The organism is Vibrio sp. Hal054 (assembly GCF_037162405.1).
Taxonomy (GTDB): domain Bacteria; phylum Pseudomonadota; class Gammaproteobacteria; order Enterobacterales; family Vibrionaceae; genus Vibrio; species Vibrio diazotrophicus.
The window spans coordinates 2,280,746-2,305,823 of sequence record NZ_JARLUT010000001.1; the positions used below are offsets into that span (position 1 = coordinate 2,280,746).

The following is a 25,078-nucleotide window of genomic DNA, read 5'->3' on the forward strand; positions in this document are numbered from 1 at the left end:
AGTCTCAATGGATAAAGTGCAACAAAGATACTAAGGCATAAATGCCCTAGTTTAAGCTCATTCGATATGTTGAGTGCTTTGTGTTGCTTTACCCATTGAGGTTTCCATCCCGCTAATAACGCATATCCGGCGGAATTGGCATCTTCTCTTCTTGCAGTATCGGACGCTGACCGCCTCTACGGCGATATTGTTTAAGCTGGAAAATGTAAGCCAGAACCTGAGCCACCGCCACGAACAAACCGTCTGGAATTTCCTGTTCTAATTCAGTGGTATGGTATAAGGCACGCGCCAATGGCGGAGCAGGAACAATCATTATGCTATGCTCTCGCGCCACTTCACGAATTTTCAGAGCCATATGATCAACACCTTTAGCGACCACCACCGGTGCCCTATCAGTATTTTGCTTATATCGCAATGCAACAGAGAAGTGATCCGGGTTGGTAATGATAACGTCGGCTTGTGGTACTTCTGCCATCATACGGCGCTGAGCAGCTTCACGTTGCAACATTCGGATACGGCCCTTAACTTCCGGTTTACCTTCCGTATCTTTGTACTCATCTTTCACTTCTTGTTTGGTCATTTTCAACTGGTTAGCGTGTTGCCAAATCTGGAAAGGAATATCAATCGCGACAACCACCAGCAATGAGCAGCTAATCAGCAGGACGAAGTTAAGCAAGATATCCAACGCATGAAAAATATTCTGCGGGAACACATCTAGGCTTAGCTGAAACAGATCGTGCTTAGAGCGGTCAATTAAGGTAAACGCCACTCCGGCGACTAAAGAAACCTTTAATATCGACTTGATCAGCTCAACCCAGCTTTGCAAACCAAACATTCGCTTGAAGCCACTGAGTGGATTCAGTTTCGAAAATTTTGGCATTGCCGCTTCCACAGAGAAATTCACACCGCCTACGCCAGCAGCGCCAATAAAAGCAGCAATAAACAGTGTAATAAGCACCAGCAAAAGCGGGAGAAGAAGATTAACGAGAGCCGATGACGCGATATCAAACAGTTTGCCGAGATCGAAAATCTCCTCTCGGCTCAAACTAAACAAACGTCGCATTGAGGCAAAAAGTCCGCCTGCTAACGCATCTCCGAACCACATCAGAGACACTGCGCCAACCACTAATACCGATACAGAAGCCAGCTCCTTCGAACGCGCAACCTGACCTTTTTCTTTGGCCTGTTGCAGCCTTCTGGGCGTGGCGTCTTCGGTCCTTTCTTGACCGTCTGATTCTGCCAACTCAGCCTCCTAAAGCTAACAATCTAATCGGATAAGGCTGCAAACCTGTTGCTCGCCTTGCAACCAATAGAGTTCGTAATGAGTATAAAGACCACTGATGATAAACCAACAAAGCAGTAAGCCGACCATCAAGGCAAACGCAAAACCCAAAGAGAAAATGTTCAACTGCGGTGCAGCACGGGTCATAACACCAAATGACAAGTTCACCGTCAACAACGCGATGATGCCGGACAGCGACATACTTAACGCAACTTTAAATATAGTCCCGAACCAGAGTGCCATCTGCTGGAAATCTAAATTGTTTAGCCCCGGCTCTCCAATGGGTAAGCTTTTAAAGCTAAACGCCAGCAATTGAATCATCTTTAAATGCCCATCACTGGCAAGAAAGAACATAGTGGCTAAGAACATGAACAACTGACCAAGCAACGGCGTATTCTGACCGTTGGCAGGGTCCACCATGGATGCGAAACCTAAGCTCGATTGCATACCAAGAATCTGGCCGAGCATAACGAAAGTTTGAATAATAAACTGCGTTACCATCCCCATGGAGACACCAATGACCAACTGCTCCAAAGTAATCATAAACCCTTGAAGAGAAAGCAGTTGAATGTTGTCCGGTACCGCTGGAATAGCGGGCATAAGCGCTAAGGTTAAGGCTAAGCCGAAATAGAGACGGATTCGTGCAGAAACAAATCGAGCACCCGTTACCGTCATTACCATCAGCATCGCGGAGATGCGCGTATATGGCCAAAAATAATTGGCGATAAAATCAAGGACGACGGTGGCTGGATACTCCATGTTTGCTCCTAGTAGAGAACCTGAGGCAAACGCTCAATCATGGAATAAAAGAAATCCATCTGCATTTGCACCATCCAGTGAGCAAATGCCATCAAAGCCAGCAGTGTGACGATCAAACGCGGCAAAAAGCTCAGCGTCTGTTCGTTGATTGACGTAGCAGCCTGAAAAATTGCGACAACCAGACCCACCAGCAGACTCGGAATGATGATGGCACACACCATAATGAGTACCATCCATAACGCGTCACGAAAGAGTTCAACAAATATTTCAGGTGTCATGCTTTTCTCCCGCTACAACGCAAAACTGCCGGCGAGTGTGGAGAGAATCAAGTTCCATCCATCAACCAACACAAACAACATCAATTTAAATGGCAGCGATACGATCATCGGTGACAACATCATCATACCCATTGCCATCAGTACCGATGCCACAACAAGGTCGATAATCAGAAATGGCAAAAACAGCATAAAGCCAATCTGGAAAGCGGTTTTCAGCTCAGAAGTAATAAACGCTGGAATCAATACCGCCATAGAGACATCTTCTGGGTTTTGCGCATCAGAGCCCGATATGTTGACGAAGGTTTCCAAATCTTTCACACGTGTCTGTTTGAGCATGAAATCCTTCATCGGTATTTGAGCGGTATCAAACGCCTCTCTTGCGGTCATCTGTTCATTCAAATAAGGCTGAACCGCCTCTTCGTTAATCTTATTAATTACCGGAGACATGATGAAGAAGGTCAAAAAGATTGCGATACCAATGATGACTTGGTTTGATGGCGTTTGCTGCAAACCCATCGCCTGACGAAGAATCGACATCACCACCACAATTCGGGTAAAGGAAGTCATCAAAATGACCATGGCAGGCAAAAAGCCCAGCATGGTCATTAAGGCTAAAATTTGTAAGTTTATCGAGTAATCTTCGCTGCCATCCGGATTGGTGGTCATGGTAAAAGCGGGAATTCCCGCACCGCCACTGCTGCTACCCATAGCGATAGTACGCGAAGCACCTTGGTCTTTTTGCATCGCAGTCACAGTAACATTCTGTGCACCCGCAGCCGTTGAAGGGATAGGTGTTTCCAGCTCTTGTTGCGCATAAGCTAACGGCGTAAATACCAAAGCGCTCACCCAGACAATAAGCGCTAAGCGAGCCCATAGATTGCGCAACACATCAAACAGGTGTGTTTTTATCATTCTTTTTTAGTAGCTGAGTCAAAGTGTTAGAAAATGGTACCGACTCTAGCTCCTCCTGAGTCAATGGAGTTTCCAATTTAGAGATCAACTGAACTGACTGAGATGTAACGCCAATCAGAAATTGCTCCTCTCCCGCTTGTACTATCATCAAACGCTCTTTGGTGCCAATCGGTAACTGGCGAACGACGCTCAAGCCCTTTTGCTGACCAAATGCAGGAACTCGCATCCGTTTAAGTAACCAAGCCATACCAATGATGATGGCTATAACGAACAATAGCGACCCTAATGTAGTCGCTATATCGAACTGGTCGCTTTGGGCTGCCAGCGCAGGGCTAGCAACCAAAGATAACACTATGAATTTGCGCATAATGTTATCTCAATTTCTTAATACGTTCTGTTTGACTAATAACGTCAGTTAAACGAATACCGAACTTATCGTTGACCACAACCACTTCGCCGTGAGCAATCAGGGTGCCATTAACCATCACATCTAATGACTCACCAGCAATGCGGTCAAGCTCCACAACAGAACCTTGGTTGAGTTGCAGTAAGTTACGGATACTGATTTTAGAGCGGCCGACTTCCATTGAGATGGTCACGGGAATATCCATGATGGTATCAAGCTTACGACGCTCATCATCCGTGATTGGTGATGTGGTGTCTTTTAACTCATCCAAAGGTGCCGCTAAAATTTCATCAACATCTATATCTGGCGCGTTTGGATCTTCGCCAAGGGCTGCTGCCCACTCATCTGCAAGCTTTTGATCATCTGACTTTGACATCTAGGCTACCTATTTCCTTAATCAATCAACTCTTCGTCGTCTTCATCTTCCTCGTCATCTAACTCGGCAATAATGTCTTTGCCAAGAAATGCGAGGTCAGTTTTGACAACATCAGGACGTCTAATTTTTTCTGAAATCTGAACTGCCATTTTTTCACCCGAGCGTCCCATTTTGACGCGGTAGGTTGGCAATTCCTCAACAAACATTACGGCGTGTTCAGGCATCTTAATTGGGATGATATCCCCTGCCTGAAGCTCCATAAGATCACGTAACGCAATATCTTGTTCTAATAAATTCACTCGGAAGTTAACAGGCACATCCATGATCTCTTCGCGAAGCGCCGAGCTCCAACGAACGTCGGTTTCCATCTTGTCTGACTGAACACCCGCATCGAGAAGTTCTCGGATAGGTTCAACCATCGAATAAGGCATAACAACGTGGAAATCACCGCCGCCACCATCCACTTCAATATGGAATGAACTGACGACAATCACTTCTGTCGGGCTGACAATGTTCGCCATACTTGGGTTTACTTCAGAATCCAAGTATTCAAATTCAACCCCCATCACCGGAGACCAAGCTTCTTTGTAATCGCCAAATACGATTTTAAGCAGTAGCTGAGTAACACGACGCTCAGTCGGCGTGAACTCACGCCCTTCGATACGCGCATGATAGCGTCCATCACCACCAAAGAAGTTTTCTACTAAGATGAAAACAAGACGAGCTTCCATGGTCACAAGCGCCGTACCTTTAAGCGGACGGAAACGAACCATGTTCAAACTGGTAGGAACGTAAAGGGTGTTTTGATATTCGCCGAACTTCATCATTTGCACGCCGTTGATCGAAACTTCGGCGGTTTTTCGCAACATGTTGAATAAACTGATCCGCATATGACGGGCAAAACGCTCGTTGATAAGTTCGAGCGTTGGCATTCGACCACGAACAATACGATCTTGTGACGAGAAGTCGAACGAGATGGCACTTTCGTCCGCAGTGTCGAGATTTTCTTCTACTTCGTCAACGCTATCTACCCCGTGGAGTAGCGCATCAATTTCGTCTTGGCTTAATAGATCGGTCACACTTCACCTACTGCATTACAAAATCAGTAAACAACACACGTTCAATGACTGGTTTACCAACCACTTTCGTCATTACGGCTTTAATGTCGTCGGTCGCTTTATCACGTAACTCAATACGGCCTGTTACTTCTCGCAATTGCTCAACCGTTGCAGAGGCAAATGTTGCAAGCAATGTACTTTCAATCAGAGGTGAGTGATAACGAGCAAGATTGTCGTTTTCGCTGCCTCTAACCATGAGCTGTACTTTAATCTGTACCACGCGATTACGGGTATCACTGGTTACGTTAAACACAAACGGCTGAGCAATGTTTACATAAGATACCGGTTCAACCTGAGCGGAAGTTTGGCTAGCGCTCATATCGCTATCTGGGCTTGAATCGTCAGAGCCCATAAGGAAAAAGGCTGCGACACCGCCGATTAACAACACAACGACAGCAATAATGATGATCAGTAGTTTCTTTTTACCTTTCGGAGCTTCTGCTGGGAGTTCTTCAACAGCCATAACGTTCTCTATGTTGTTATTTTTTAATTAAGATTTACTTAGTTTAAGCGTAATAACTGATTCCATCACGCTTTGCAGCCACATTCAAATCAAGTTTGACGTTTGTATCAAGGTTTTCTTCACTTTGTCGGTTATCACCGCTCGCAGATTGACCACCCGAACCATCGCCACTTGCCGCATAGCGCTGCTGCTGACCCGAACTTTGTTGCTGAACAGAAGTATCGCCCAACTGAACACCTTGGTTATTCAGCATTTCACGCAATCTTGGCATAGATTGCTCAAGAGCATCACGAGCTTGTTGGTTAGCCACGGTAAAATGCACTGTGGCGCCATCGCCATTCATGTTCATACGAATATGCATACGGCCCAGCTCTGGCGGATCAAGGCGGATATCGATATTCTTCAAGTTCTTAGACAGCATCACTTGTACACGTTCAGCCATCTGCTCTGCCGCCATATCACCTCTAGACAACTGCAAAGGTACGTTTTGTTGGGCTGCTTGTAGAGGCTCACTGCGTAAACTTTGAGGGCTATTTAATCCCTGCTGACCCGCCACCGCAGAAAGTTGCTGTGCCAAATGTGAATCGGCACCATCGCTGTGTTTATTTCCTTCCATCAAGGCATTTAACGCTTTGGCACCTAAGCCAGCTTTAAGAGCAGCTTGATTAACCGTCGGGTCAATTTGATTTGCCATCGCGCCAGCCAACATTGGATTAGCCTGTGCGTTAGCTTGCGGTAACTGTACTTGAGCTTCAGCATGGATAGGCACCTGAGATTGCGCCATCATTGCTTTATCAGCTTGGCTTAACATGGCTTGCGGATTCTGTGCGCCTTGAGACAAAGCTTGTGATACTGCTGCATGCGCTACGGATTTCGCCGCAACCTTACCTTCAGCGAGATTGTTTATCTCCGCCGCTACACTTGCAGCTTCAGTATTATTGTTCCCCCAAGGAATCGCCGCAGGTGCGACCGATGCTACCGCTTCTTTTGAAACCAAAGTATCTTGCGACGCTGAAGGATCCTGAGCGTCTACAACTGGTTGTGAAACATTAGCGTTTTGTGAAACGTTAGAGCCTTGAGCGACCATAATATCTTGATTTGCAACATTTGCCCCAGTGAGCTTAGATTGTTTAGCCAAGATAGCGGCTTGTTCACTGTCACTGAGTGCTTTGATCTCTTTTGCGTTTGTTTCTGGCGCGATCAGCACTTCGCCCTCACTGTCAGCATGCTTCAGCGACGGCTCTTGTTGTAACTGCTTCGCTTGAGGGTGAGTCGAATTCAACTGAGCGACCAGCTCTGGATCGAGTTCTGAATCAGCACCACTTTGCATTTTTTCAGATTGTACAGATTTCTCAGAAAGCTCGGCTTCTTTTTCATGTGGCAAAGCCTTGCCATCATTTTTTACCAGCGTCTGATTTGCCTCTTGCAAGCGGCCTAGTATCTTGTCGCCTTCATCCATCGCTTTCGCTGTTTTTGCTTTTAACTCTGCTTGTTCAGGCTCTTCAGAAGCAATGAAACGCTTGAGGTTTTCAGAAACCTCCACGCTCTCATCCGCGACCAACTTTGGCTCAACGGAAACCTCAGAACCGTTTTCAGCTTTAACCGCAACGTCATCATCACCTTGGCTTAAAAGCTCATCAGTGCTGGTTGCTTTCACTTCAGCGCCCTCTACGGATTTCACTTCTTTTGCCTCTGAAGCGCTATCACTGGAAGCGGGTGCATCACTTTTACCAAGCAGCAGTGAAGCCAGTCTTTCCAAAAAGCCTTTTGATTCTCCGCTGTCACCGCTGACTAAATCCTGCGCAGGGGCAGACTTAGTCACATTGGTAACTTTAGAAGTCTCTACTGAAGGAGTTAAATTGACATTCATACACAGCTCACTCGCATTAATCACTGCAAACCTTTGCCGCTCTAGACGGGAATAGCCCGCTGGCAAAGGGTTGCTAATCTGTTCGCGTTAAAATTGTATTAATAATTGCAAAAAACGAGCCAACCGTCAGATATTCTCTACGATTAAAAATGAGCTCTACAGAGTGTTGGTACGGCGACGATTGAAGTTGATAGTCGAAAACTCATCCATCATTTTCTGATCTCGTTTCTCTTGCAAGCGCTGATGTTCAGTCTGCTTTTTCTCAATCAGCCATTCGTAAGAACGGCGTTGCTTACGGACATCCAACCAATAAGACTCACAGCTCTCTACTTGCGTTTTGAAGTGCTGCTCAGCTTGACGCTGCTTTGATAAGGTTTCATCTAACTGAGTTAAGAAACGATTCAAGTGTCCATACTGACTGGCGGTTAATCCTGCTTGACCGCGAGAGACAAGCTGCTGACAGTAATCCAAGCGATATTGCTCAATCTGTTTAAGCTGTTGATAATAGTCTTCAAGTTCACGACGAGCTTTGCCCAACGCCATCACCGCTTTATCTTCTTTACTTTTCGCCTGTTCAAGCAGGAATTCCAGAGCATTATCCATTCAACTGTTATCCCACACTGAGCACATTTTTAAGCATGCTGATACACATATCGTAAGGCACTGACTCTTTCATGGTTTGCTGTAAGAAACCATCCAGTTTTGGTTTCAGAGTGAAGGCGCTATCTATCGCCGTGTCTGTACCCGGCTTATAGGCTCCAATCGAAACAAGATCTTGGTTTTTACGACAAGTAGACAATATCTGACGTACCGCTTTCGACATCAATATATGCTCATCAGTGGTGATTTGCGGCATAACACGACTGACCGATTTCTCCACATCAATTGCCGGATAATGACCAGCATCAGCCATTTCACGAGACAGAACGATGTGACCATCGAGAATAGCGCGAGAAGCGTCGGCAATAGGATCTTGCAAATCATCCCCTTCGGTTAAAACCGTAAAGAATGCAGTGATAGAACCCTGATGAGGACCGCCGTTACCCGCTCGTTCAACCAATGCAGGCAACTTAGCAAACACGGAAGGCGGATAGCCTTTGGTTGCCGGTGGTTCACCCACTGACAAGGCTATTTCACGTTGAGCTTGAGCAAAACGGGTTAACGAATCCATTAGCAACAATACGTCCAGACCTTGGTCACGAAAGTATTCCGCTATAGTCAGCGCAGTTTGACACCCTTTTAAGCGCATCAACGGTGATGAATCCGCGGGTGCTGCGACAACTACCGAACGTTGTCTGCCATCAACACCTAAAATTTCTTCGATAAATTCTTTAACCTCTCGGCCACGTTCACCGATGAGCCCAACCACCACAACTTGCGCGGTTGTGCCTCGGGTCATCATGCCCAAAGTCACCGATTTACCAACACCAGAACCTGCAAATAGGCCGATACGCTGGCCTTTTCCGACCGTCAAAAGACCATTAATCGCTTTGATGCCGACATCCAGTGGTTCACTGATAGGTTTACGTGCTAAAGGGTTGATTGGGTCGGCATTAAATGAAGCTTTTTGGTCGGTGTAGATCGGGCCGAGCCCATCGAGAGGATTTCCCACACCGTCAATGACGCGACCAAGCAATTCCATTCCAACGGGTAAACCCGCTTCTACCGTCAGAGGGGTAACTTTCGCCCCCGGCAGGACACCGGTAATTTGTTCGCTCGGCATTAAAAACAGTCGGTCGCCAGAAAAACCCACAACCTCTGCTTCCATAGAGCCTGACATAGTTTCAACGCTGCACAGACTGCCAATAGGCGCACGGCATCCCGTGGCTTCTAGAGTTAAACCAACCACTCTCACCAACTTACCAGAGGCAATCGGGCGACTTGTAAGTCCTTGGACTTTGTATTGTGAGAGTCTATCAGCCAGTTGAAGCATTATTCGTTGCCCTGTTGATGTCGGTTCGTGCCACAGAAGCTCTGCAATACACTGCGAACTCTGTCTTCCATTCGGTAATTAACACTTGATTCGCCCGCTTCAATTTGAACATCGCCACGACTTAAAGCCGGTTCGCTAACGAGCGTCCAGTTACGGGTATCCAATTCATTTTCGCCATAAGCCTGCTTGATGATTTCGCAGTCTTCAGGATGTAATTTCAGCGTGATGGCATGGCCGGCAATCGGCAGCGCTTCAACAGACGCTTTCACAGTGTCGAGAATGATTTGCGAATTGGTCTGCACTTCTACGTGCACCACTTCTTTCACCAGTGACAGCACCATGTCGACCAGTTGTTTCTCAACCTGTGCATTCATCAGTTCAAGGGGTTGTGCAAACTGGTTCGCAAGACTCATAAAGATTTGAACATGCTCTTGAACAATTTGTTGCCCGGCTTCCAATCCTTCCGCGCTGCCCGCTTGAAAGCCCTCTTCCTGCCCCACTTTATGGCCAGCTTCTTGGCCCAGTTGGAAACCTTCCTGATAACCTTCCGCCTTCCCTTGCTCAATACCTTCCTGATAGGCGGCTTGTTTAATTAATTCAATTTCTTCTTCAGTAAGAATTGCAGGCTCTTCTGCTTCAGGTTCATCGAAACTCGGAATCCAGCTCGGATCATAATTAAGCGCCGTTTCCTTTGCTTTCTTGTGAGCCTCAGACGTGTAGTCCGGCAGACCCCACTTTTTCGCCTGTTCAACAGTTTCATCAGAATCGAGACGGATAAAACCGCGCTTTCTTTCACCTGACATCATATTTCCTATCTAAAGATAAAAAAGGCCGGCTGATTAAGCTGGCCTTATGGGCTGTTATCTTGTCTGAACAACAGTCCTAAATTAAGAAGACCTGTTTTTACAAAACCGATATTTTCGTCAATGGTATTTCAGCGACCATTCGTTTTATAAGAACTCGTCTGCACCACCACCCAGTATCAGCTCACCGTTGTCAGCCATACGTCGGGCAATAGCAAGAATCTCTTTCTGCGCTGTTTCCACATCGGAAACTTTGATTGGTGGCATTGCCTCCAAGTCATCTTTCATCAGTTCAGCAGCACGTTTAGACATGTTCTTGAAGATCTTATCTCGTAACGTGTCATCTGCACCTTTAAGTGCTTTCTGCAGAACATCTTGAGGAACGTCACGCAGCAATTTCTGAATACCTTGGTCGTCGACTTCGACCAAGTTCTCGAACACAAACATAAGGTCTTGAATTTGGGTAGCCAAATCTTCGTCTTGGTCGCGCATCTGATCCATAAGCGCTCCCTCGATATTGTTGTCGAGGTAGTTCATGATATCTGCCGCAGCTTTCAAGCCACCTATCTTCGCTGCTTGTGCACCAGCCTGACCTGCGAACTGTTTCTCCATGATTTCATTCAACTCAGCCAGTGCTGAAGGTTGGACTTCTTCAAGGTTAGCAATACGCATCATTAAGTCTAGACGGTCACGCTCAGCAAACTGCGCCAGAATTTCTGCAGACTGATCTGGGTCTAGGTAAGACAATACGATAGTCTGAATTTGTGGGTGCTCGTTGACGATGATGCTCGCCACCTGACGAGGATCCATCCATTTCAATGAGTCCAGACCTTTCGAGCCAGTGCCCAGTAGAATTTGGTCAACCAAGTTGTTCGCTTTATCTTCACCCAGTGCAGCAACCAGCGCTTTGCGCATAAAGTCTTCGCTGCCCATACCGATATTGGTGTATTTCTGAATATCTTCCAAAAACGCGCGGTGTACGGCAGTGACTTTACCTTGGCTCAGGTCTTTTGCCCTTGCCATTGCACTACCTACACGCTGAACCTGTTTCGGTTCAAGGTGACGGATGATTGCCGCTGCGTCTGCCTCATTGAGGCTCAGCAGCAAAATTGCTGCACGCTCTTCACCTGGAATATCAGCAATTTCTTTTTCTAATTCAGTCAACTCGCGGTTGTCTTGCTTTACTATTTCATTAGGCATCGTTAGCCACCCAGTTCTTAACTACTTGAGCTGCAAGCTCAGGTTCGTTGGCGACCAGAGCACGTACTGCTTTAAGTACATCCTCATCTTTATGTAAATTCGGTAAGTCTATGCCAGAGCCAAACTCAAACAATTCACCACCTTCAATATCACTGCCAATCAAGCTGGTTTCACCATCAATACCGATAGGTAGACCATCTGGGCCGTATAGTTGATCATCGTCATCCGCAGATGGATTGAGGAGTTTCTTCATCGCAGGACGAACAAGTACCAACACGATAACCATAATCACTGCCGCACTTGCCAACCAACGGATCCAGTCGTTGAAGTTCGGATGTTCCCAGATTGGTACATCAGCAATCGATTCAACTTCAGGTTCGGCAAAGTTCATACTTAATACATTCAGCAAATCACCGCGATTTTCACTGAAACCGACCGCGCCAACCAATACCTGACGAATGGCTTGTAGTTCGCTATCACTGACTGGGGTATAAGTGACTTCACCCGTTTCAGAATTGACGCTGCTTCGGTTTTTAACCGCAACAGCCACGGTCTGGCGATTAACTACACCAGTTTGACGACGCTCATGGCTGATTGTCGTATCCAGCTCAAAGTTACGGGTCGCTTCTTTATGAACAGAACCCTGCCCCATAAGCGAACCATCTTTCATCTGTGCCACATCTTGTGGAATGGATGCATCAGCAGGTGGCTGGTTACTTAATGCGCCCGGTACACCGGCAATCACATTACCGTTGTTGTAATCTTCTAAGGTGTATTCACTACGTGTCGCAGGTGTATTTGGATCAAAACGCTTGCGAGTCTGCTCTACCGCGCTGAAATCCAGTTCAACGTCTACCTGAGCGGTATAGTTACCCAAACCTAAAATCGGGATTAACACTGAATCAATTTTTTCACGTAAGTCTTGCTCTTTCTTACGCTCTGCTTCCTGCTCTTTACGACGAGCAGCCGTTACCGGATCCTGTGAACCAGAGCTAAGTAGGCGACCATGTTGATCGGTTACGGTGACACGTGTCGGTTTCATTCCCGGAACAGCGCTCGCGACCATATCAACAATAGAATCAACTTCGCCTTGTTTAAGGTCGGTACCCGTACGCAGTGTCAAAAACACCGACGCAGACGCTTCTTGGTTTTGACGAACGAAGACACTCTGTTTTGGCAAGGCAAGAAGCACGCGCGCTTTGTTCACTTGGCGCATCTCTTCAATGCCTTTGGCAAGCTGACGCTCACGGCTGAGTTTCAAGCGCTCTTGTTCTAAGCGTTGTGAAACACCGAAGCCCATGTCTTGCAGCAGAATTTCATCACCTTCGTGGCGTTCCTGATTCATACCAGCACGAACCATATTTAATTTCAGACTGTTGTAGTCAGAAGTAGGAACCAGAATGGTGTTTCCGTCTAACTTATAGTCTTGTTTTTGCTGGTCGAGGTAATCAAGAACGGGAATCAGTTCTTGTGTGTCATAAGCACCTAAAGGACGCATCTCTGGCTCTTTAACCCAGAAGAACAGCATCACAATTAAGGCCACACAGATAGAGATAGAGAGAACTAGGACAACTTGGCGTAGTAAGTCCAAGTCACCCATAGAGAAGTCCATTTTTGAGGAGCTTTTTCTTCAGCGTCAACGTTTTGCGTACCCATGTCCATGTCGGAGCTCGACATCAATGCATGGTCACCGCCGCTATCGCTTAAAGTAAGATCGGTTGTTTGCTTATTCTCGGCCACAATTCACACCTTTATTAAACTGGCATGTTCATCAGTTCTTTGTACGCTTCAACAAGCTTGTTGCGTACCTGAATAGTGGCTTCAAATGCCACGCTCGATTTGTTGCGGGCGATCATAACATCAGATAGAGAGACACCTTCATCGCCACGATCAAAGCGCATTTGAAGGTCGCTTGAGGTTTTCTGTAAACCATTTACGTTATTGATAGCGTTTGAAAGCATATCACCAAAATCAGCGCCAATTTTTTGTCCTGTTGGAGCTGGGCGTGAATTGGTAGCTTCTACCATCATCGCCTGCATTTCGCTTTGTAAACCGTTTATATTCATTACTACCTCAAAAGCCAGAACTTTGACTAAACTTCATCTCTGTTCAGTAATGCAGCAATTTATGTGCCACTCTGAAATGCGGCGAATTTAGCCCGGAATGTCCATACCTGCATCACGCATTTTTGCTAGCTTGTAGCGTAATGTGCGCGGACTAATACCAAGTTTTTCCGCCATCTCTTTACGACGACCATTGCATTCAATCAAGGTCTCCATAATGATCGCGAATTCTTGATCACGTAGCTCACCGCCTAAGCCTGCACTGCTGTTCGAAATCTTAGCGACGTCCACCTGAGCAACAGGTTTGATGTCTGGTGTTGCCACCGTTTCGCCACCTTCAACTAACTTCTGAAGGCTCGAAGCATCCTGCCAATCTAAGCCTTCAAGTAAGATATGTTCTTGATCAATGTGTCCATTTTCACTCAGGATCAGAGCACGCTGTACCACGTTATCTAACTCTCGCACGTTACCCGGCCAAGAATAGGCATGTAGCTTAGTCACTGCGGAAGTCGAAAGATTCGGTACAGGCATCCCCAACTTCTTACAGTTACGCTCCACTAAGTGGTTCGCCAGCGGTTCAATATCCGCTTTACGATCTTTCAGAGCTGGCCAAGAGATTGGGAAAACGTTCAAACGGTAATACAAGTCTTCACGGAAGTTACCTTCTTGCACATACTGTTTCAAATCACGGTTACTTGTGGCAAGCACACGAACGTCGAGTTTGATGCTCTTACGGCTACCTAAGCGTTCCACTTCACGCTCTTGAAGAACACGCAATAACTTGGCCTGAAGGTTTAAATCCATCTCACTGATTTCATCCAGCAAGATAGTACCACCCTGAGCTTGTTCAAATTTACCCGGACACGCTTGTACTGCACCGGTAAACGCACCTTTTTCGTAACCGAATAAGGTTGCTTCTAACATATTGTCTGGAATCGCTGCACAGTTGATGGCGATAAAAGGACCATCTTTGCGTAATGAAGCGTTGTGAATGTAACGAGACATCACTTCTTTACCAGAACCGCTAGGGCCTAAAATCATCACGTTAGCGTCGGTTTTCGCCACTTTGTCAGCCAGAGCCAACAGTTTTAAACTTTTCTCATCAGCGACAACCGCATCACCATTATCGTCTGATTTTACAGGCGCATATCGGCTTACCATGTTCAACAATACTTCTGGCGCAAATGGCTTAGCCATGTAGTCGATAGCACCATCTTTCATTGCCGAAACCGCATCTTCAATGTTGGCATAAGCCGTCATCAGCAATACTGGCAAATTAGGCCAGTGCTGTTTGATGTTGCGTAGCAGAGCAAGACCACCCATACCGCCCATTTGTACGTCCGAAACCACAATATCCACAGAATTGTTTTTGAGTTTCACCAAAGCGTCTTCAGCACTGTCAGCTTCCAGCCATTCATAACCGGCCAGTGCTAAGGTGTCTACCAAGGCTTCGCGTAGGCCTTCATCATCTTCAACGATTAAGACTTTGCTTTGTGCCATCATCATTCTCCAGTTTCTGTGTGTGTGGAATCAGTGTGATTCTGCAAGGGAATACAAACGGTAAAACAGGCCCCGTCTCCCTCTTCAGAAATCAGTTCTAATCGTCCGTCGTGTGCACGACAAACCATCTGTACAACCGCAAGGCCTAAACCCGTTCCCTGCGAGCGAGTGGTAAAGAAAGGTTCCATAATCTTACTTTGCAACTCAGGTGGTACGCCGGGGCCGTTGTCTTGAACGGATATTTTTAGCTCTCCATTCACTGGTCGGAAGAACACATCTATTTGTGCTTCTTTCCCAGCGATCTGAATCGCATTCATCACTAAATTACTCAATGCCGAAGCAATAGCATTCGCATTGCCCAGCAACATTGTCTCTTGCTCTTCCACTTCGAGACAAAAATCAATTTGGTTGTTTTTCAAAGCCGTCTCGACCATTGGAGAAAATTCCCCAACCAGATCAGCAATTGAAAATGGTTTTACTACTTTATTGTCGCCGCCTTTAGCAAACAGCAACATATCATTGACTTGCTTTTCCAAATCATACAAACGATCCATCAATTTACTTTGAAAGCGCTCACGGGTTGTCGTAGGTAAATTGGGTGCGCCCAGATTAGAAGCATAGAGCATGGCACTCGATAGCGGCGTTCTCACCTGATGAGCCAGTGAAGCGACCATTCGCCCTAAAGATGATAATCGTTGTAAATCACTGACCCGAGCCTGCAATAAGCGGGTTTCTGTCAAATCAGTGATCAAAATGAGCTGGCCTGTATTGGAAGCTGAAATTGCCAAGCGCACTTTACGGCCATTGCGCAGTGAGATTTCGTGACCGTCATCTTCGCGAGGAGCAAACGCAATCTGAATAATCGCGTACCAGCGCTCACCCAAAAGAGGAACGTCCAGAATTCGCTGCGCTTCAGGGTTAGCCTCTCGCACAACCCCTTGAGTATCCAACAAAATCACGCCTGCTGGCATAACATCAAGAACCTGCTTATAGCGTTCTACTTGGTCTTCTAAAGAATCTAAATGTGAATGCTGCTCTTGCACTTGGTCTACCATCGTCGAGAATCTGCCTTCCAATACAACAATAGCCTGTCACGCAAAATGCATGCCAGGCTATTGTATTTATATTTCAATAACTTATCTTAATGACAATAAATTGACTCGCTCGAAATATGGCTTTTTAGCGCTGCATATTGTACTTACGCATCTTCTCAACCAAGGTAGTTCGACGCATTCCAAGCATATCTGCAGCACGAGCAACAACACCGCCTTGAGCTTCTAAAGCTTGGTTGATCAGGCTCACTTCTAAATCAGCCAGAAGTTCCTTCAGGTTTACACCTTCTGGTGGTAGTGCTTGTGGCACATCAACATCATTGAAATTGTCAGAGGCATCTAAGCTGAAGTTTTCTGAGAAAATGCTGTCCAGAGCATCACGCTCTTGCTCTTCTACTGAGCTGAATCGGCTAGGCTCAGGTTGAAACTCAGGGATATCACTGTAACGATACTTAGTAGGTAGATGGTTAACATCGACCAGACTGTTTGGATACAGGATAACCATACGCTCAACTAGGTTTGCAAGCTCACGAACATTACCCGGCCAATCATGCTCCATCAGAGAGTTAATCGCTCTTGGTGTGTAACAGATAGGCTGAGCACCTTCTGCTTCCATACGTGTCATCAGTTCACGCAGTAGTAGAGGAATATCTTCTTTACGCTCTTTTAGCGAAGGCATTTCGATTGGGAAGACATTGAGGCGATAGTACAGATCTTCACGGAAGCGCTGGTCTTCTATCATGCTATCTAAATTACGGTGTGTTGCAGCGATAATTCGCACATTGGCTTTAATCGTGGTGTTGCCGCCAACCCTTTCAAAGCAACGCTCCTGCAATACACGCAGCAATTTTACCTGCATGGTCATCGGCATATCGCCGATTTCGTCTAAGAATAGTGTGCCGCCTTCAGCCAGTTCAAAACGCCCTTTCCGAGCGGTAATTGCTCCAGTAAATGCGCCCTTTTCATGGCCAAACAGTTCACTCTCCAATAAATCCGCAGGAATTGCACCACAGTTAATTGGCACAAACGGACCGCCACGACGCGGTGAGTGGTAGTGAATATTTCTTGCGACAACCTCTTTACCTGTACCAGATTCACCTAAAATCAATACGTTAGCTTCTGTTCCAGAAACTTGTTCAATCAAATGGCGAACCTCTTGGATACCGTTGCTCTGGCCGACCAAACTGCGAAATAGGGTGTTCTTGCGGTCAGACGCGACAACGTTAATGCCCTGACGACCTAAAAATGCTTTGCAGTGGCGAAGTGCTTCGCTCAGTTGCTGATAGTTAAGAGGAAACTCCAACTCACCAACAAATTGAGGAAACTCTTCCAAAGAGTACGGCTGCTTATCAGCCATTAAAAGAGGTATGTGATTTGCACTTGCAAGTGATGAGGCTAATGATTCTGATAGTTTATGATCTTTCAACGATCCAAGAATGCACCCTGTCCACGTTGCCGACCAATTGACTTGATCAGCCAGCGAAGACTCAACTACCTCACACTGCTCTCCTACAAATTCTAATATGATACTGAGATTAAGACGAATAGACGGATCGTCTTCAATCACAAGCAATTTTGCTAAACCTTGCATAGGTGAGAATATTTGCCTTCAATCTGGAAAGTTGGATGTATTTACACAATAAGAATCGTATTCGGCTGAATTAGTCTTTTAAGTAGTGCTAAATATACGATAGTCAATCTGTGAAAATCAGCAACAAAAAAAGCCATTAGGCTATCTAATGGCTTCTATTCTATGTGATAAAAAAATAAGGCAACCAAGCAATTAGCAGGTGTGAGCTCTGTTAAAACTTTCAGAGATAACTTACAAACCTACTTCATTTGAAGTCAGATTGTGGTATTCAGCAGGAATTTGATCCCATGCTGATTTAATTTCACGAATAATATCGATCACATCATCTACTATCTGCGGATCGTTCTGATGGTTAGCCGCTGCAATTTGCGTGATCATAAATTCGTATAGCTGATCTAGGTTTTGTGCGATTTCACCGCCATCATCCATAGATAAACAGCTACGTAAGCTGATTATGATGTCCAAAGCTTTACCAAAGCGCTCGCCTTTAACTGGGATGTTGCCCTGTAGCATTGCTGCCTTGCCTTGGATCAAACGTTCAATCGCGCCAGCCATTAACATCTGTACAATCTTATGCGGTGAGGCCGCACTTAGCTGGCTATCCACTGATACTTTTTTGTACGCCTGCAAAGAACCACGCATAGTCTTCCTCTTTATAAAAACTTTTTGTATTGCTGAACCGATTTATTACCGTGACGGAATTTTTGTAAATCTTTACCGATTAACAGAGTTTTTGACTGCATCAGTTCAACAAGTAGTTGTGTATCTCGAACAGCATCTCGCCAACATTGGGATTTGCCTAGCGCCGGATTTTCTGACACTTCAGTCAGTAATCCCTGCAATAACTGTTCCCTTATATCGACAAGTTGAATAATTTCTTCAACATTTATATCGTCATGAGCCAATAAATCTTTAATTTGATTATCGACATCACCCAACTCTTTCAGCTGTTCATCCATCATATTAGCCTAGCGCGTTCATCATACCGGCTAACTGAGACTGCATTTTGCCAGTGGCATCCTGCATGGCCGAGAATTTGTCGAAAGTCCGTTTTTCCAAGCTATCCATTCTACGGTCAAGCGCAGCCTGATCGTCATTTAAACGGTAATTACGCTCTGTGAGTGTCTTTTCACGATTGCGAATAACGCCTGTCACACCGGTCATACCTTGAATGGCATCTTCGACTTTTTTTGCAAAGCCCTGATTCCCGCCAAAAAAGTCGCCCAGCTTGGTGAAATTGTTATTTAATTGACGATCGAGCATATCATAGTTGATCTCCATCGTCCCTTGACGCGTAGTCGTGATACCAAATTCAGTTAAGCTTTGTAGCGTCTCAGGTGCTTGTTCAATTTTACTAGAGAAAATCGATTTTAGACGGGAATCGGCACTGCGAACCACACTATCACCAGCTAGAGGTCCAGCTTGCCCTGTACGGGGATCGACACCTGAAAGCTCTTTTGTTACCTGATAGAACTGGTTATAAGCATTCACAAACTGCTCTATGTCTTGGCGTACGCTATTACGATCGTATTCAATATCGATTTCAGTGGGCTGTTGATTTCGGTCTGTTTTGCCTTTTAGAGTTAAATCCACACCTTCAATTGCGTTTTCAATCACGTTATTTTTACTAGAAAGCTTGGCAACACCATCCAGTACGACCAAAGAATCTTGCGCGGATTGTACTTCCGTCATACCGGTATAGGCATCAAAAGAAGCTTGTGCCGCTTTAAGTTGCTCGTTGACCGACTCAACTTTTTCAAGCAATTCACGCTCTTCTGGAGTCAGTTTTGCACGCGCCATCGCTTTGGCTTCATCGGGAGAGATATTGCCATTTTGTACAGCGGCACGGATATCCGCTTTCTCTTGCGCTAATTGGCGTTCAAGTTTTTCCTGCGCTTCTTTTGGCGTAACGTAAGAATCCACCAAGGTTCCTGAAGCGGTATTTGTCCAACCCGGAACGTCTTTTGATTTGTCTATCGCTTTATCATCAAGCTCTGGTTCTGGCTCATAATAAGAATCCAGCAAAGTACCCGATGCAGTTTCTGTCCAACCAGGAATGCGTTCTTCTGGTTTTAGGTACTTGTTGACATCAGCCCCGACTTTGGCGGCTGCTTTAACGGCTGAATCAGACAGTTCGGCGCTATCGCTATCAACACCGTTGCTATCTTTGGCCACTTTCTGAACTTGAGCGGCAACCGATTCATCAATTTCTCTGGCGGCATTTCCGATTTTTTCTGCCACTTTAGCGGCAATCTTTTGCTGCTCTGGTGTCAAAGGGGCAATCAGTTGCTGCGCTGAAGCACGCGCTTTTTCAAGATCTTTAACGCGGTCTTCTAATGTTTTGTATTCAAGAGACTTAAGAGGATCACCCTCTTGTGCTTGTGCCGAGATAGTCACTCGGTTTTCTTCACCGGAAATATTCGAGGCGACGATTAAACGAGGTCCGTCAACGTCATTGATCACCGAAGCTCGTACACCAGGGTTACTCTTTTCACCATTGATGCTACGAACAATATCGATAAGTTTAGATTGGGGTTCTACTTCTATATTGAAGCTTTTCTTGCCAAGTGAAATTTGCAGCTTACCCGGACCAAACTTTGCGTCTTGAGGAAGTACATCAGACGCAATTTTATGGCTCTGAGCAAGCTGCAACACATCTACTGAGTATTTACCAGCGATGGCATCAGTGGTTGCTGTCGCGACGACGGAGTTATCATCAGAAGTGTCCACAGAACGAACTGCGAACGCCTTTTCCTGACGAAAATTCGCCATCAGATTTTTCATCGTATCCAGCGACTCTCTGAGCCGGCCATAGGCACTAATACTGGTATCAATACCAACGCGCTCATTGTCAATTCGTTGCTGTTTGGGAACACGCTCCGAATTAACAATTTTGCTGACCATTGAATTTATATCAAAGCCAGTGTTCATCCCCATTGGGCCTAAACTCATTCAACCACCTCAAAAATATATTTACACCTTAGCCGACAATAAGCCCGATTTATGGTCCTGTTGTCGGGAAAGACGTCGTAATACTTCAAGCATTTCTTCTTCAGGAATTTGGCGGATAATGTCACCCGTTGAGGCTTCATATACCGTTACTACGTCCCGACCGGATTCCTCATCAATTCTGAAAGATAACCCTTTGTTGATAGATTTAACGAAATCGCTAACTTGTTCTACCATTCTAGCTCGTCGTTCTTCATTCAGCTTCTCTCGTTCACGAGAACGTTCAATTGCTGCGTCGACCGACTCTTGCTTAGTCTTCTCCAGTTGTTGTGAGATGTGCTCATAAATCTTATTTGAGCGCTCTACCGGTCGTTCCTCCCTTTTCGCAGTAGAAATGTTACTTACGTTTTCATTTTCTGAAGCAAATTTGATGCCACTTTGTGAGCCGAAAGGCTGGACGTTCGATGTGTGTAATGGTACTTCCATAACAATCTCCCTTCCACCTTAGAGGTAACTTTCTCCAACTGTGCTACCTATAAAGCTCAGTTAGCTTTATCAGTTAACCCAATAAGCTAAGAGCCGCAGATGGTGACTGCTTCGCTTGAGCCAACACAGACGTACTCGCTTGTTGCAGAATTTGCGACTTCGTCATTGCAGTGGTTTCGCGAGCGTAATCCGTATCTTTAATACGGCTACGAGATGCATTCACGTTCTCATTGATGTTCTCTAGGTTGCTGATTGCATGACCAAAACGGTTTTGGAATGCACCTAGTGAAGCACGTTGGCTATCTACAGCTTTAAGAGCACCGTCGATCACCGCAATCGCTTCTTGAGAACCACCCACTGTTGATACGTCAATATCTTTTACAGTCAGATCTTCACCTTGGCCAAAGCCAATTTCAGCACCAAGATCACCACCGATAGTGACATCACCTTGCACTTTTTGAGTTGCGGCGAAAAGTTGTAACTTACCGCCTTCGCCAACTGACGCTTTAATGTCGTCGTTTTGGCCGTTGATGTAAGTAGCAACTTCTTCTAAGTCATCACCTGCTTTTGCAGAAATAGTGACTTCACGAGCTTCACCCTGTTTGTCGGTGTAGTTCAGTGTTAGATCTTTCGCTTCGCCTACTTTCCAATCCGATCCTTTACCTTCTTGGGCACGGTAAGCTTTACCACCCATATCAGTCGTATCCGAGCGCATGTTGCTCATAGATAAAGCGACCGCTTCACCTGAGTCAGCACCGATTTGGAAAGATTTGCTGCCGAAAGAACCATTCAGTAGTTTGTTACCACCAAACGATGTGGTTTCCGCAATACGGTTCAATTCGTCATTAAGTGCAGACACTTCTTCTTGAATCGCTAAACGCTCAGAACGTGAGTTCGAACCGTTAGAAGATTGCAATGAAAGGTCACGCATACGTTGAAGGATGTTGGTAGTTTCATTCATTGCACCTTCAGCTGTTTGTGCAATAGAGATACCATCGTTCGCATTTCTTACCGCCATGTCTAAGCCACGGCTTTGAGAAGTTAAACGGTTTGAAATTTGTAGACCTGCTGCATCATCTTTCGCGCTGTTGATTCGGTAACCCGAAGACAAACGCTCCATAGATTTTTGCGTGCCGTCCGCTGCATTGTTCAAATACCGCTGAGCAGTCATCCCCGCGACATTCGTGTTCACACTTATTGCCATATTGATCTCCTTAGGCAGATTGTTGACGTGCCTTCGAGTCTCTCACCTCTCTCCGGCACACCTCATTTCTCTCGTATTCTGTAACGGCGAAGAATTAACAACCTTTAGAGAAAAAATATTACTTTTTCGCAAAATAATTGAACATTTGGAGAATTAATAAGCAAATCAAGATATTAATCGCAAAAAAAATCCAGCCGAAGCTGGATTTTTTCATCTGGAAGCGGATTAACCTAGTAGGCTAAGCGCTGCGTTTGGAGCTTGTTTAGCTTGCGCCAACACTGTGCTTGATGCTTGAGAAAGAATTTGCGACTTAGTTAGTGCAGTTGTTTCTTTCGCGAAGTCAGTGTCTTTGATACGGCTCTTAGAAGCATTCACGTTTTCGTTAATGTTGTCTAAGTTACTGATTGCATGGTTGAAACGGTTTTGGAAAGCACCCAGTTCTGCACGGTGGCTATCTACAAATTTCAACGCTGAGTCGATGATAGCAACAGATTCTTGAGCGCCGCCTACTGATGTTACGTCAATAGAGTTCACAGTTACCGCTTTACCTTCAGCAGAACCTAAACCTAGTTCACCAGCAAGAGAACCACCAAATGCTACTTCGCCGTCTAGTTTGTCAGTACCTGCGAATACTTGTAGCTTGCCATCTTCGCTTACAGACGCTTTAACTGTGTCTGTTTGACCGTTGATGTAAGTTGCTAGCTCTTCGATGTCATCACCAGTTTTTGCTGAGATGCTGATAGTTTGCTCTTGACCAGCTTTGTCAGTGAAAGACATGGTTAGGTCGTTTGCACCTGATTGCACGCCCCAGTTTTTATCTTTACTTTCAGTTGCTTGGTAGCTAATACCACCCATCTTAGAGTTGTCGCTACGCATGTTGTTTAGGCTTAACATTACTGCTTCACCTGAGTCAGCACCAATTTGGAATGACTTAGTTGAGAATGTGCCGTTTAGTAGCTTGTTACCACCGAAAGAAGTGGTTTCTGCAATACGGTTTAGTTCGTCGTTAAGTGCAGATACTTCTTCTTGAAGTGCTACGCGCTCAGACTTAGAGTTTGAACCGTTAGTAGATTGTAGTGACAAGTCACGCATACGTTGCAGAATGTTAGTCGTTTCATTCATCGCACCTTCAGCAGTTTGAGCGATAGAGATACCATCGTTCGCGTTACGTACTGCTACGTCTAAGCCACGGCTTTGAACGTTCAAACGGTTAGAGATTTGAAGACCAGCTGCATCATCTTTTGCGCTGTTGATTTTTGAACCAGACGATAGACGCTCCATAGACGTTTGTTGTGCGCTAGTTGCGCCGTTTAGGTAACGTTGAGCTGTCATTGCTGATACGTTTGTATTTACATTCACTGCCATGGTGATTTCTCCAATTGATTTTCCGGTAGTTCAGGTTTCCGACGTCTCGGAAAACCAAGTAGTTCTCTCAAAGTTACTTTCTATAACGGCTCCTGTTCGGGAACCTTTAGAAAATTTTTTCGATTTTTTAAAAAAACTTCGTTTGGCGTATTAAACGTGACGAAAGCATTAAAAGTTTTAAAAAGTCGATTTTTTTATTAAAGGTTTACAACGCAGCGTCGATAAACCTTGATTTTCTTTTTACCAAGCGCGTTTTTCTTTTTTAACCAAGTAAAGATAAAGCCATGTTTGGCTGTTTCTTAGCTTGAGCCAAAATCGAGGTACTCACTTGTTGAAGAATTTGCTGCTTAATCATTTGCGTCGTTTCTTTCGCATAGTCAGCGTCTTTAATACGACTATTAGAAGCAGCTAGGTTTTCGTGCACGTTATCCAGATTGTTGATCGCGTGCGAAAAACGGTTTTGTAAAGCACCTAACTCAGCTCGATGACTGTCTACATATTGCAGCGCAGTATCTAACACCGACACAGCACGTTGAGCACCACCAGCAGAACGGATATCCAGGTCGTTCACAGACTCATAGCCTTTGAGATCCATTTGAAGCTCTTCGGCTAAGCTGCCACTAAATGATAAAGTTCCGGAAGTCTCTTTACCCGCCATAAAGATCTGTAGTTGACCATCTTCATTGACGGATGCTGATAGTTCATCCGTTTGCCCGTTTATGTAAGTAGCCAGCTCTTCTACATCATCACCTTCTTTAGCGTGAATATTGATTGAAGACTCTTTACCACTCGCATCCACATACTGAATCATCAGCTGGTTACTGCCTTTTGATACCTGCCATTGTTCATCTAGCGAGCGACGACCGACATAGCTGAATCCACCCATATCGATACTGTCTGAACGCATGTTCTTCAGTGACAGCTGAACCGCCTCTCCAGAGCTTGCGCCTATTTGGAAAGAAGATTGTCCAAAAGTGCCATTGAGCAATTTTTGCCCACCAAAAGAGGTAGTTTCAGCGATTCGGTTCAATTCATCATTCAAAGCCGCCATTTCTTCCTGCAAAGCAATTCTTTCTGCTTTGCTGTTGGAACCATTAGCTGACTGAAGTGATAAATCTCGCATGCGTTGCAGCAAGTTGGTACTTTCCTGCATCGCCCCTTCCGCAGTTTGCATGATAGACACACCGTCATTGGCATTACGCACAGCGACATCTAGTCCGCGCATCTGAGTTTCTAAGCGATTCGATATTTGCAGACCTGCCGCATCATCTTTAGCACTGTTAATCTTCTTACCTGAAGACAAACGTTCTAAAGATTGATTAAGCATTTCTGTAGCTGAGTTCAAATGGCGTTGAGCCACAAGAGCAGAGACATTTGTGTTTACCGTTATCGCCATACAGACGCAATCACCTACTTCTGGTTAATTCTGTTAGCTATATCGGTGGCGTGCAGATTTTCTTTAGTAAGA

24 protein-coding genes and 1 pseudogene are annotated in these 25,078 nt (G+C 45.4%); all 25 read right to left on the minus strand.

Annotated elements, in window-relative coordinates; translation table 11 throughout:
* Positions 1-112: 112 nt before the first annotated feature.
* Entirely contained in the window at positions 113-1,243 is a 1,131-nt protein-coding gene (gene flhB, locus P4S58_RS10505; protein WP_102952719.1) for a flagellar biosynthesis protein FlhB, read from the minus strand.
* Between the two features lie 15 nt (positions 1,244-1,258).
* Positions 1,259-2,041, minus strand: a complete 783-nt coding sequence (gene fliR, locus P4S58_RS10510) for a flagellar biosynthetic protein FliR (protein ID WP_042483988.1) — start codon at positions 2,039-2,041, stop codon at positions 1,259-1,261.
* Positions 2,042-2,049: 8 nt separating this feature from the next.
* Positions 2,050-2,319: a flagellar biosynthesis protein FliQ gene (fliQ, locus tag P4S58_RS10515; protein WP_042483989.1), complete on the minus strand. Its 270-nt coding sequence runs from the start codon at positions 2,317-2,319 to the stop codon at positions 2,050-2,052.
* A gap of 12 nt (positions 2,320-2,331) precedes the next feature.
* Positions 2,332-3,231 carry a flagellar type III secretion system pore protein FliP gene (gene fliP / locus P4S58_RS10520; RefSeq protein WP_042483992.1) on the minus strand — a complete coding sequence of 300 codons (900 nt, stop codon included), beginning with the start codon at positions 3,229-3,231 and terminating at the stop codon, positions 2,332-2,334.
* A complete protein-coding gene (gene fliO / locus P4S58_RS10525) occupies positions 3,209-3,598 on the minus strand; it encodes a flagellar biosynthetic protein FliO (RefSeq protein ID WP_102952718.1) in 390 nt (129 codons plus the stop codon). Before fliO ends, fliP begins: the two co-directional genes overlap by 23 nt.
* A gap of 4 nt (positions 3,599-3,602) precedes the next feature.
* Positions 3,603-4,013, minus strand: coding sequence for a flagellar motor switch protein FliN (fliN, locus tag P4S58_RS10530; RefSeq protein WP_042483998.1), 411 nt, complete (start codon positions 4,011-4,013; stop codon positions 3,603-3,605).
* Between the two features lie 17 nt (positions 4,014-4,030).
* Complete coding sequence (gene fliM / locus P4S58_RS10535; RefSeq protein ID WP_042484000.1) at positions 4,031-5,092, minus strand: flagellar motor switch protein FliM; 1,062 nt, start codon at positions 5,090-5,092, stop codon at positions 4,031-4,033.
* 7 nt (positions 5,093-5,099) lie between these two features.
* Entirely contained in the window at positions 5,100-5,594 is a 495-nt protein-coding gene (fliL, locus tag P4S58_RS10540; protein WP_102967648.1) for a flagellar basal body-associated protein FliL, read from the minus strand.
* Between the two features lie 43 nt (positions 5,595-5,637).
* A complete protein-coding gene (locus P4S58_RS10545; RefSeq protein ID WP_337163927.1) occupies positions 5,638-7,464 on the minus strand; it encodes a flagellar hook-length control protein FliK in 1,827 nt (608 codons plus the stop codon).
* A 156-nt stretch (positions 7,465-7,620) separates the two neighbouring features.
* Positions 7,621-8,067 carry a flagellar export protein FliJ gene (gene fliJ / locus P4S58_RS10550; RefSeq protein WP_102963100.1) on the minus strand — a complete coding sequence of 149 codons (447 nt, stop codon included), beginning with the start codon at positions 8,065-8,067 and terminating at the stop codon, positions 7,621-7,623.
* 7 nt (positions 8,068-8,074) lie between these two features.
* Positions 8,075-9,397 carry a flagellar protein export ATPase FliI gene (gene fliI, locus P4S58_RS10555; RefSeq protein ID WP_042484008.1) on the minus strand — a complete coding sequence of 441 codons (1,323 nt, stop codon included), beginning with the start codon at positions 9,395-9,397 and terminating at the stop codon, positions 8,075-8,077.
* Positions 9,397-10,200 carry a flagellar assembly protein FliH gene (gene fliH, locus P4S58_RS10560; protein ID WP_042484010.1) on the minus strand — a complete coding sequence of 268 codons (804 nt, stop codon included), beginning with the start codon at positions 10,198-10,200 and terminating at the stop codon, positions 9,397-9,399. Before fliH ends, fliI begins: the two co-directional genes overlap by 1 nt.
* 147 nt (positions 10,201-10,347) lie before the next feature.
* A complete protein-coding gene (gene fliG, locus P4S58_RS10565; RefSeq protein WP_042484012.1) occupies positions 10,348-11,400 on the minus strand; it encodes a flagellar motor switch protein FliG in 1,053 nt (350 codons plus the stop codon).
* Positions 11,393-13,140: pseudogene (fliF, locus tag P4S58_RS10570) on the minus strand (flagellar basal-body MS-ring/collar protein FliF). The gene fliG and the pseudogene fliF overlap by 8 nt, the downstream one beginning before the upstream one ends.
* Positions 13,141-13,154: 14 nt before the next feature.
* Positions 13,155-13,466, minus strand: a complete 312-nt coding sequence (gene fliE / locus P4S58_RS10575; RefSeq protein ID WP_042484016.1) for a flagellar hook-basal body complex protein FliE — start codon at positions 13,464-13,466, stop codon at positions 13,155-13,157.
* Between the two features lie 87 nt (positions 13,467-13,553).
* Positions 13,554-14,963: a sigma-54-dependent transcriptional regulator gene (locus P4S58_RS10580; protein ID WP_042484018.1), complete on the minus strand. Its 1,410-nt coding sequence runs from the start codon at positions 14,961-14,963 to the stop codon at positions 13,554-13,556.
* Positions 14,964-14,965: 2 nt separating this feature from the next.
* Positions 14,966-16,018, minus strand: coding sequence for a sensor histidine kinase (locus P4S58_RS10585; protein ID WP_042484020.1), 1,053 nt, complete (start codon positions 16,016-16,018; stop codon positions 14,966-14,968).
* 124 nt (positions 16,019-16,142) lie between these two features.
* Positions 16,143-17,606 (minus strand): sigma-54 dependent transcriptional regulator, encoded by a 1,464-nt coding sequence (locus tag P4S58_RS10590; RefSeq protein WP_042484023.1) that lies wholly within the window; start codon positions 17,604-17,606, stop codon positions 16,143-16,145.
* Between the two features lie 231 nt (positions 17,607-17,837).
* Entirely contained in the window at positions 17,838-18,248 is a 411-nt protein-coding gene (fliS, locus tag P4S58_RS10595) for a flagellar export chaperone FliS (RefSeq protein WP_042484026.1), read from the minus strand.
* Between the two features lie 11 nt (positions 18,249-18,259).
* The gene (locus tag P4S58_RS10600; protein ID WP_042484029.1) at positions 18,260-18,565 is read right to left on the minus strand and encodes a flagellar protein FliT; all 306 of its coding nucleotides are present in this window, start codon (positions 18,563-18,565) and stop codon (positions 18,260-18,262) included.
* 4 nt (positions 18,566-18,569) lie between these two features.
* Positions 18,570-20,558, minus strand: coding sequence for a flagellar filament capping protein FliD (gene fliD, locus P4S58_RS10605; protein WP_337163937.1), 1,989 nt, complete (start codon positions 20,556-20,558; stop codon positions 18,570-18,572).
* A gap of 21 nt (positions 20,559-20,579) precedes the next feature.
* Positions 20,580-21,041 carry a flagellar protein FlaG gene (flaG, locus tag P4S58_RS10610; protein WP_042484034.1) on the minus strand — a complete coding sequence of 154 codons (462 nt, stop codon included), beginning with the start codon at positions 21,039-21,041 and terminating at the stop codon, positions 20,580-20,582.
* A gap of 73 nt (positions 21,042-21,114) precedes the next feature.
* A complete protein-coding gene (locus tag P4S58_RS10615) occupies positions 21,115-22,245 on the minus strand; it encodes a flagellin (RefSeq protein WP_042484037.1) in 1,131 nt (376 codons plus the stop codon).
* A gap of 225 nt (positions 22,246-22,470) precedes the next feature.
* Positions 22,471-23,610, minus strand: coding sequence for a flagellin (locus P4S58_RS10620; protein ID WP_042484040.1), 1,140 nt, complete (start codon positions 23,608-23,610; stop codon positions 22,471-22,473).
* 262 nt (positions 23,611-23,872) lie between these two features.
* Positions 23,873-25,006, minus strand: coding sequence for a flagellin (locus tag P4S58_RS10625; RefSeq protein WP_337163938.1), 1,134 nt, complete (start codon positions 25,004-25,006; stop codon positions 23,873-23,875).
* Positions 25,007-25,078: the final 72 nt, after the last annotated feature.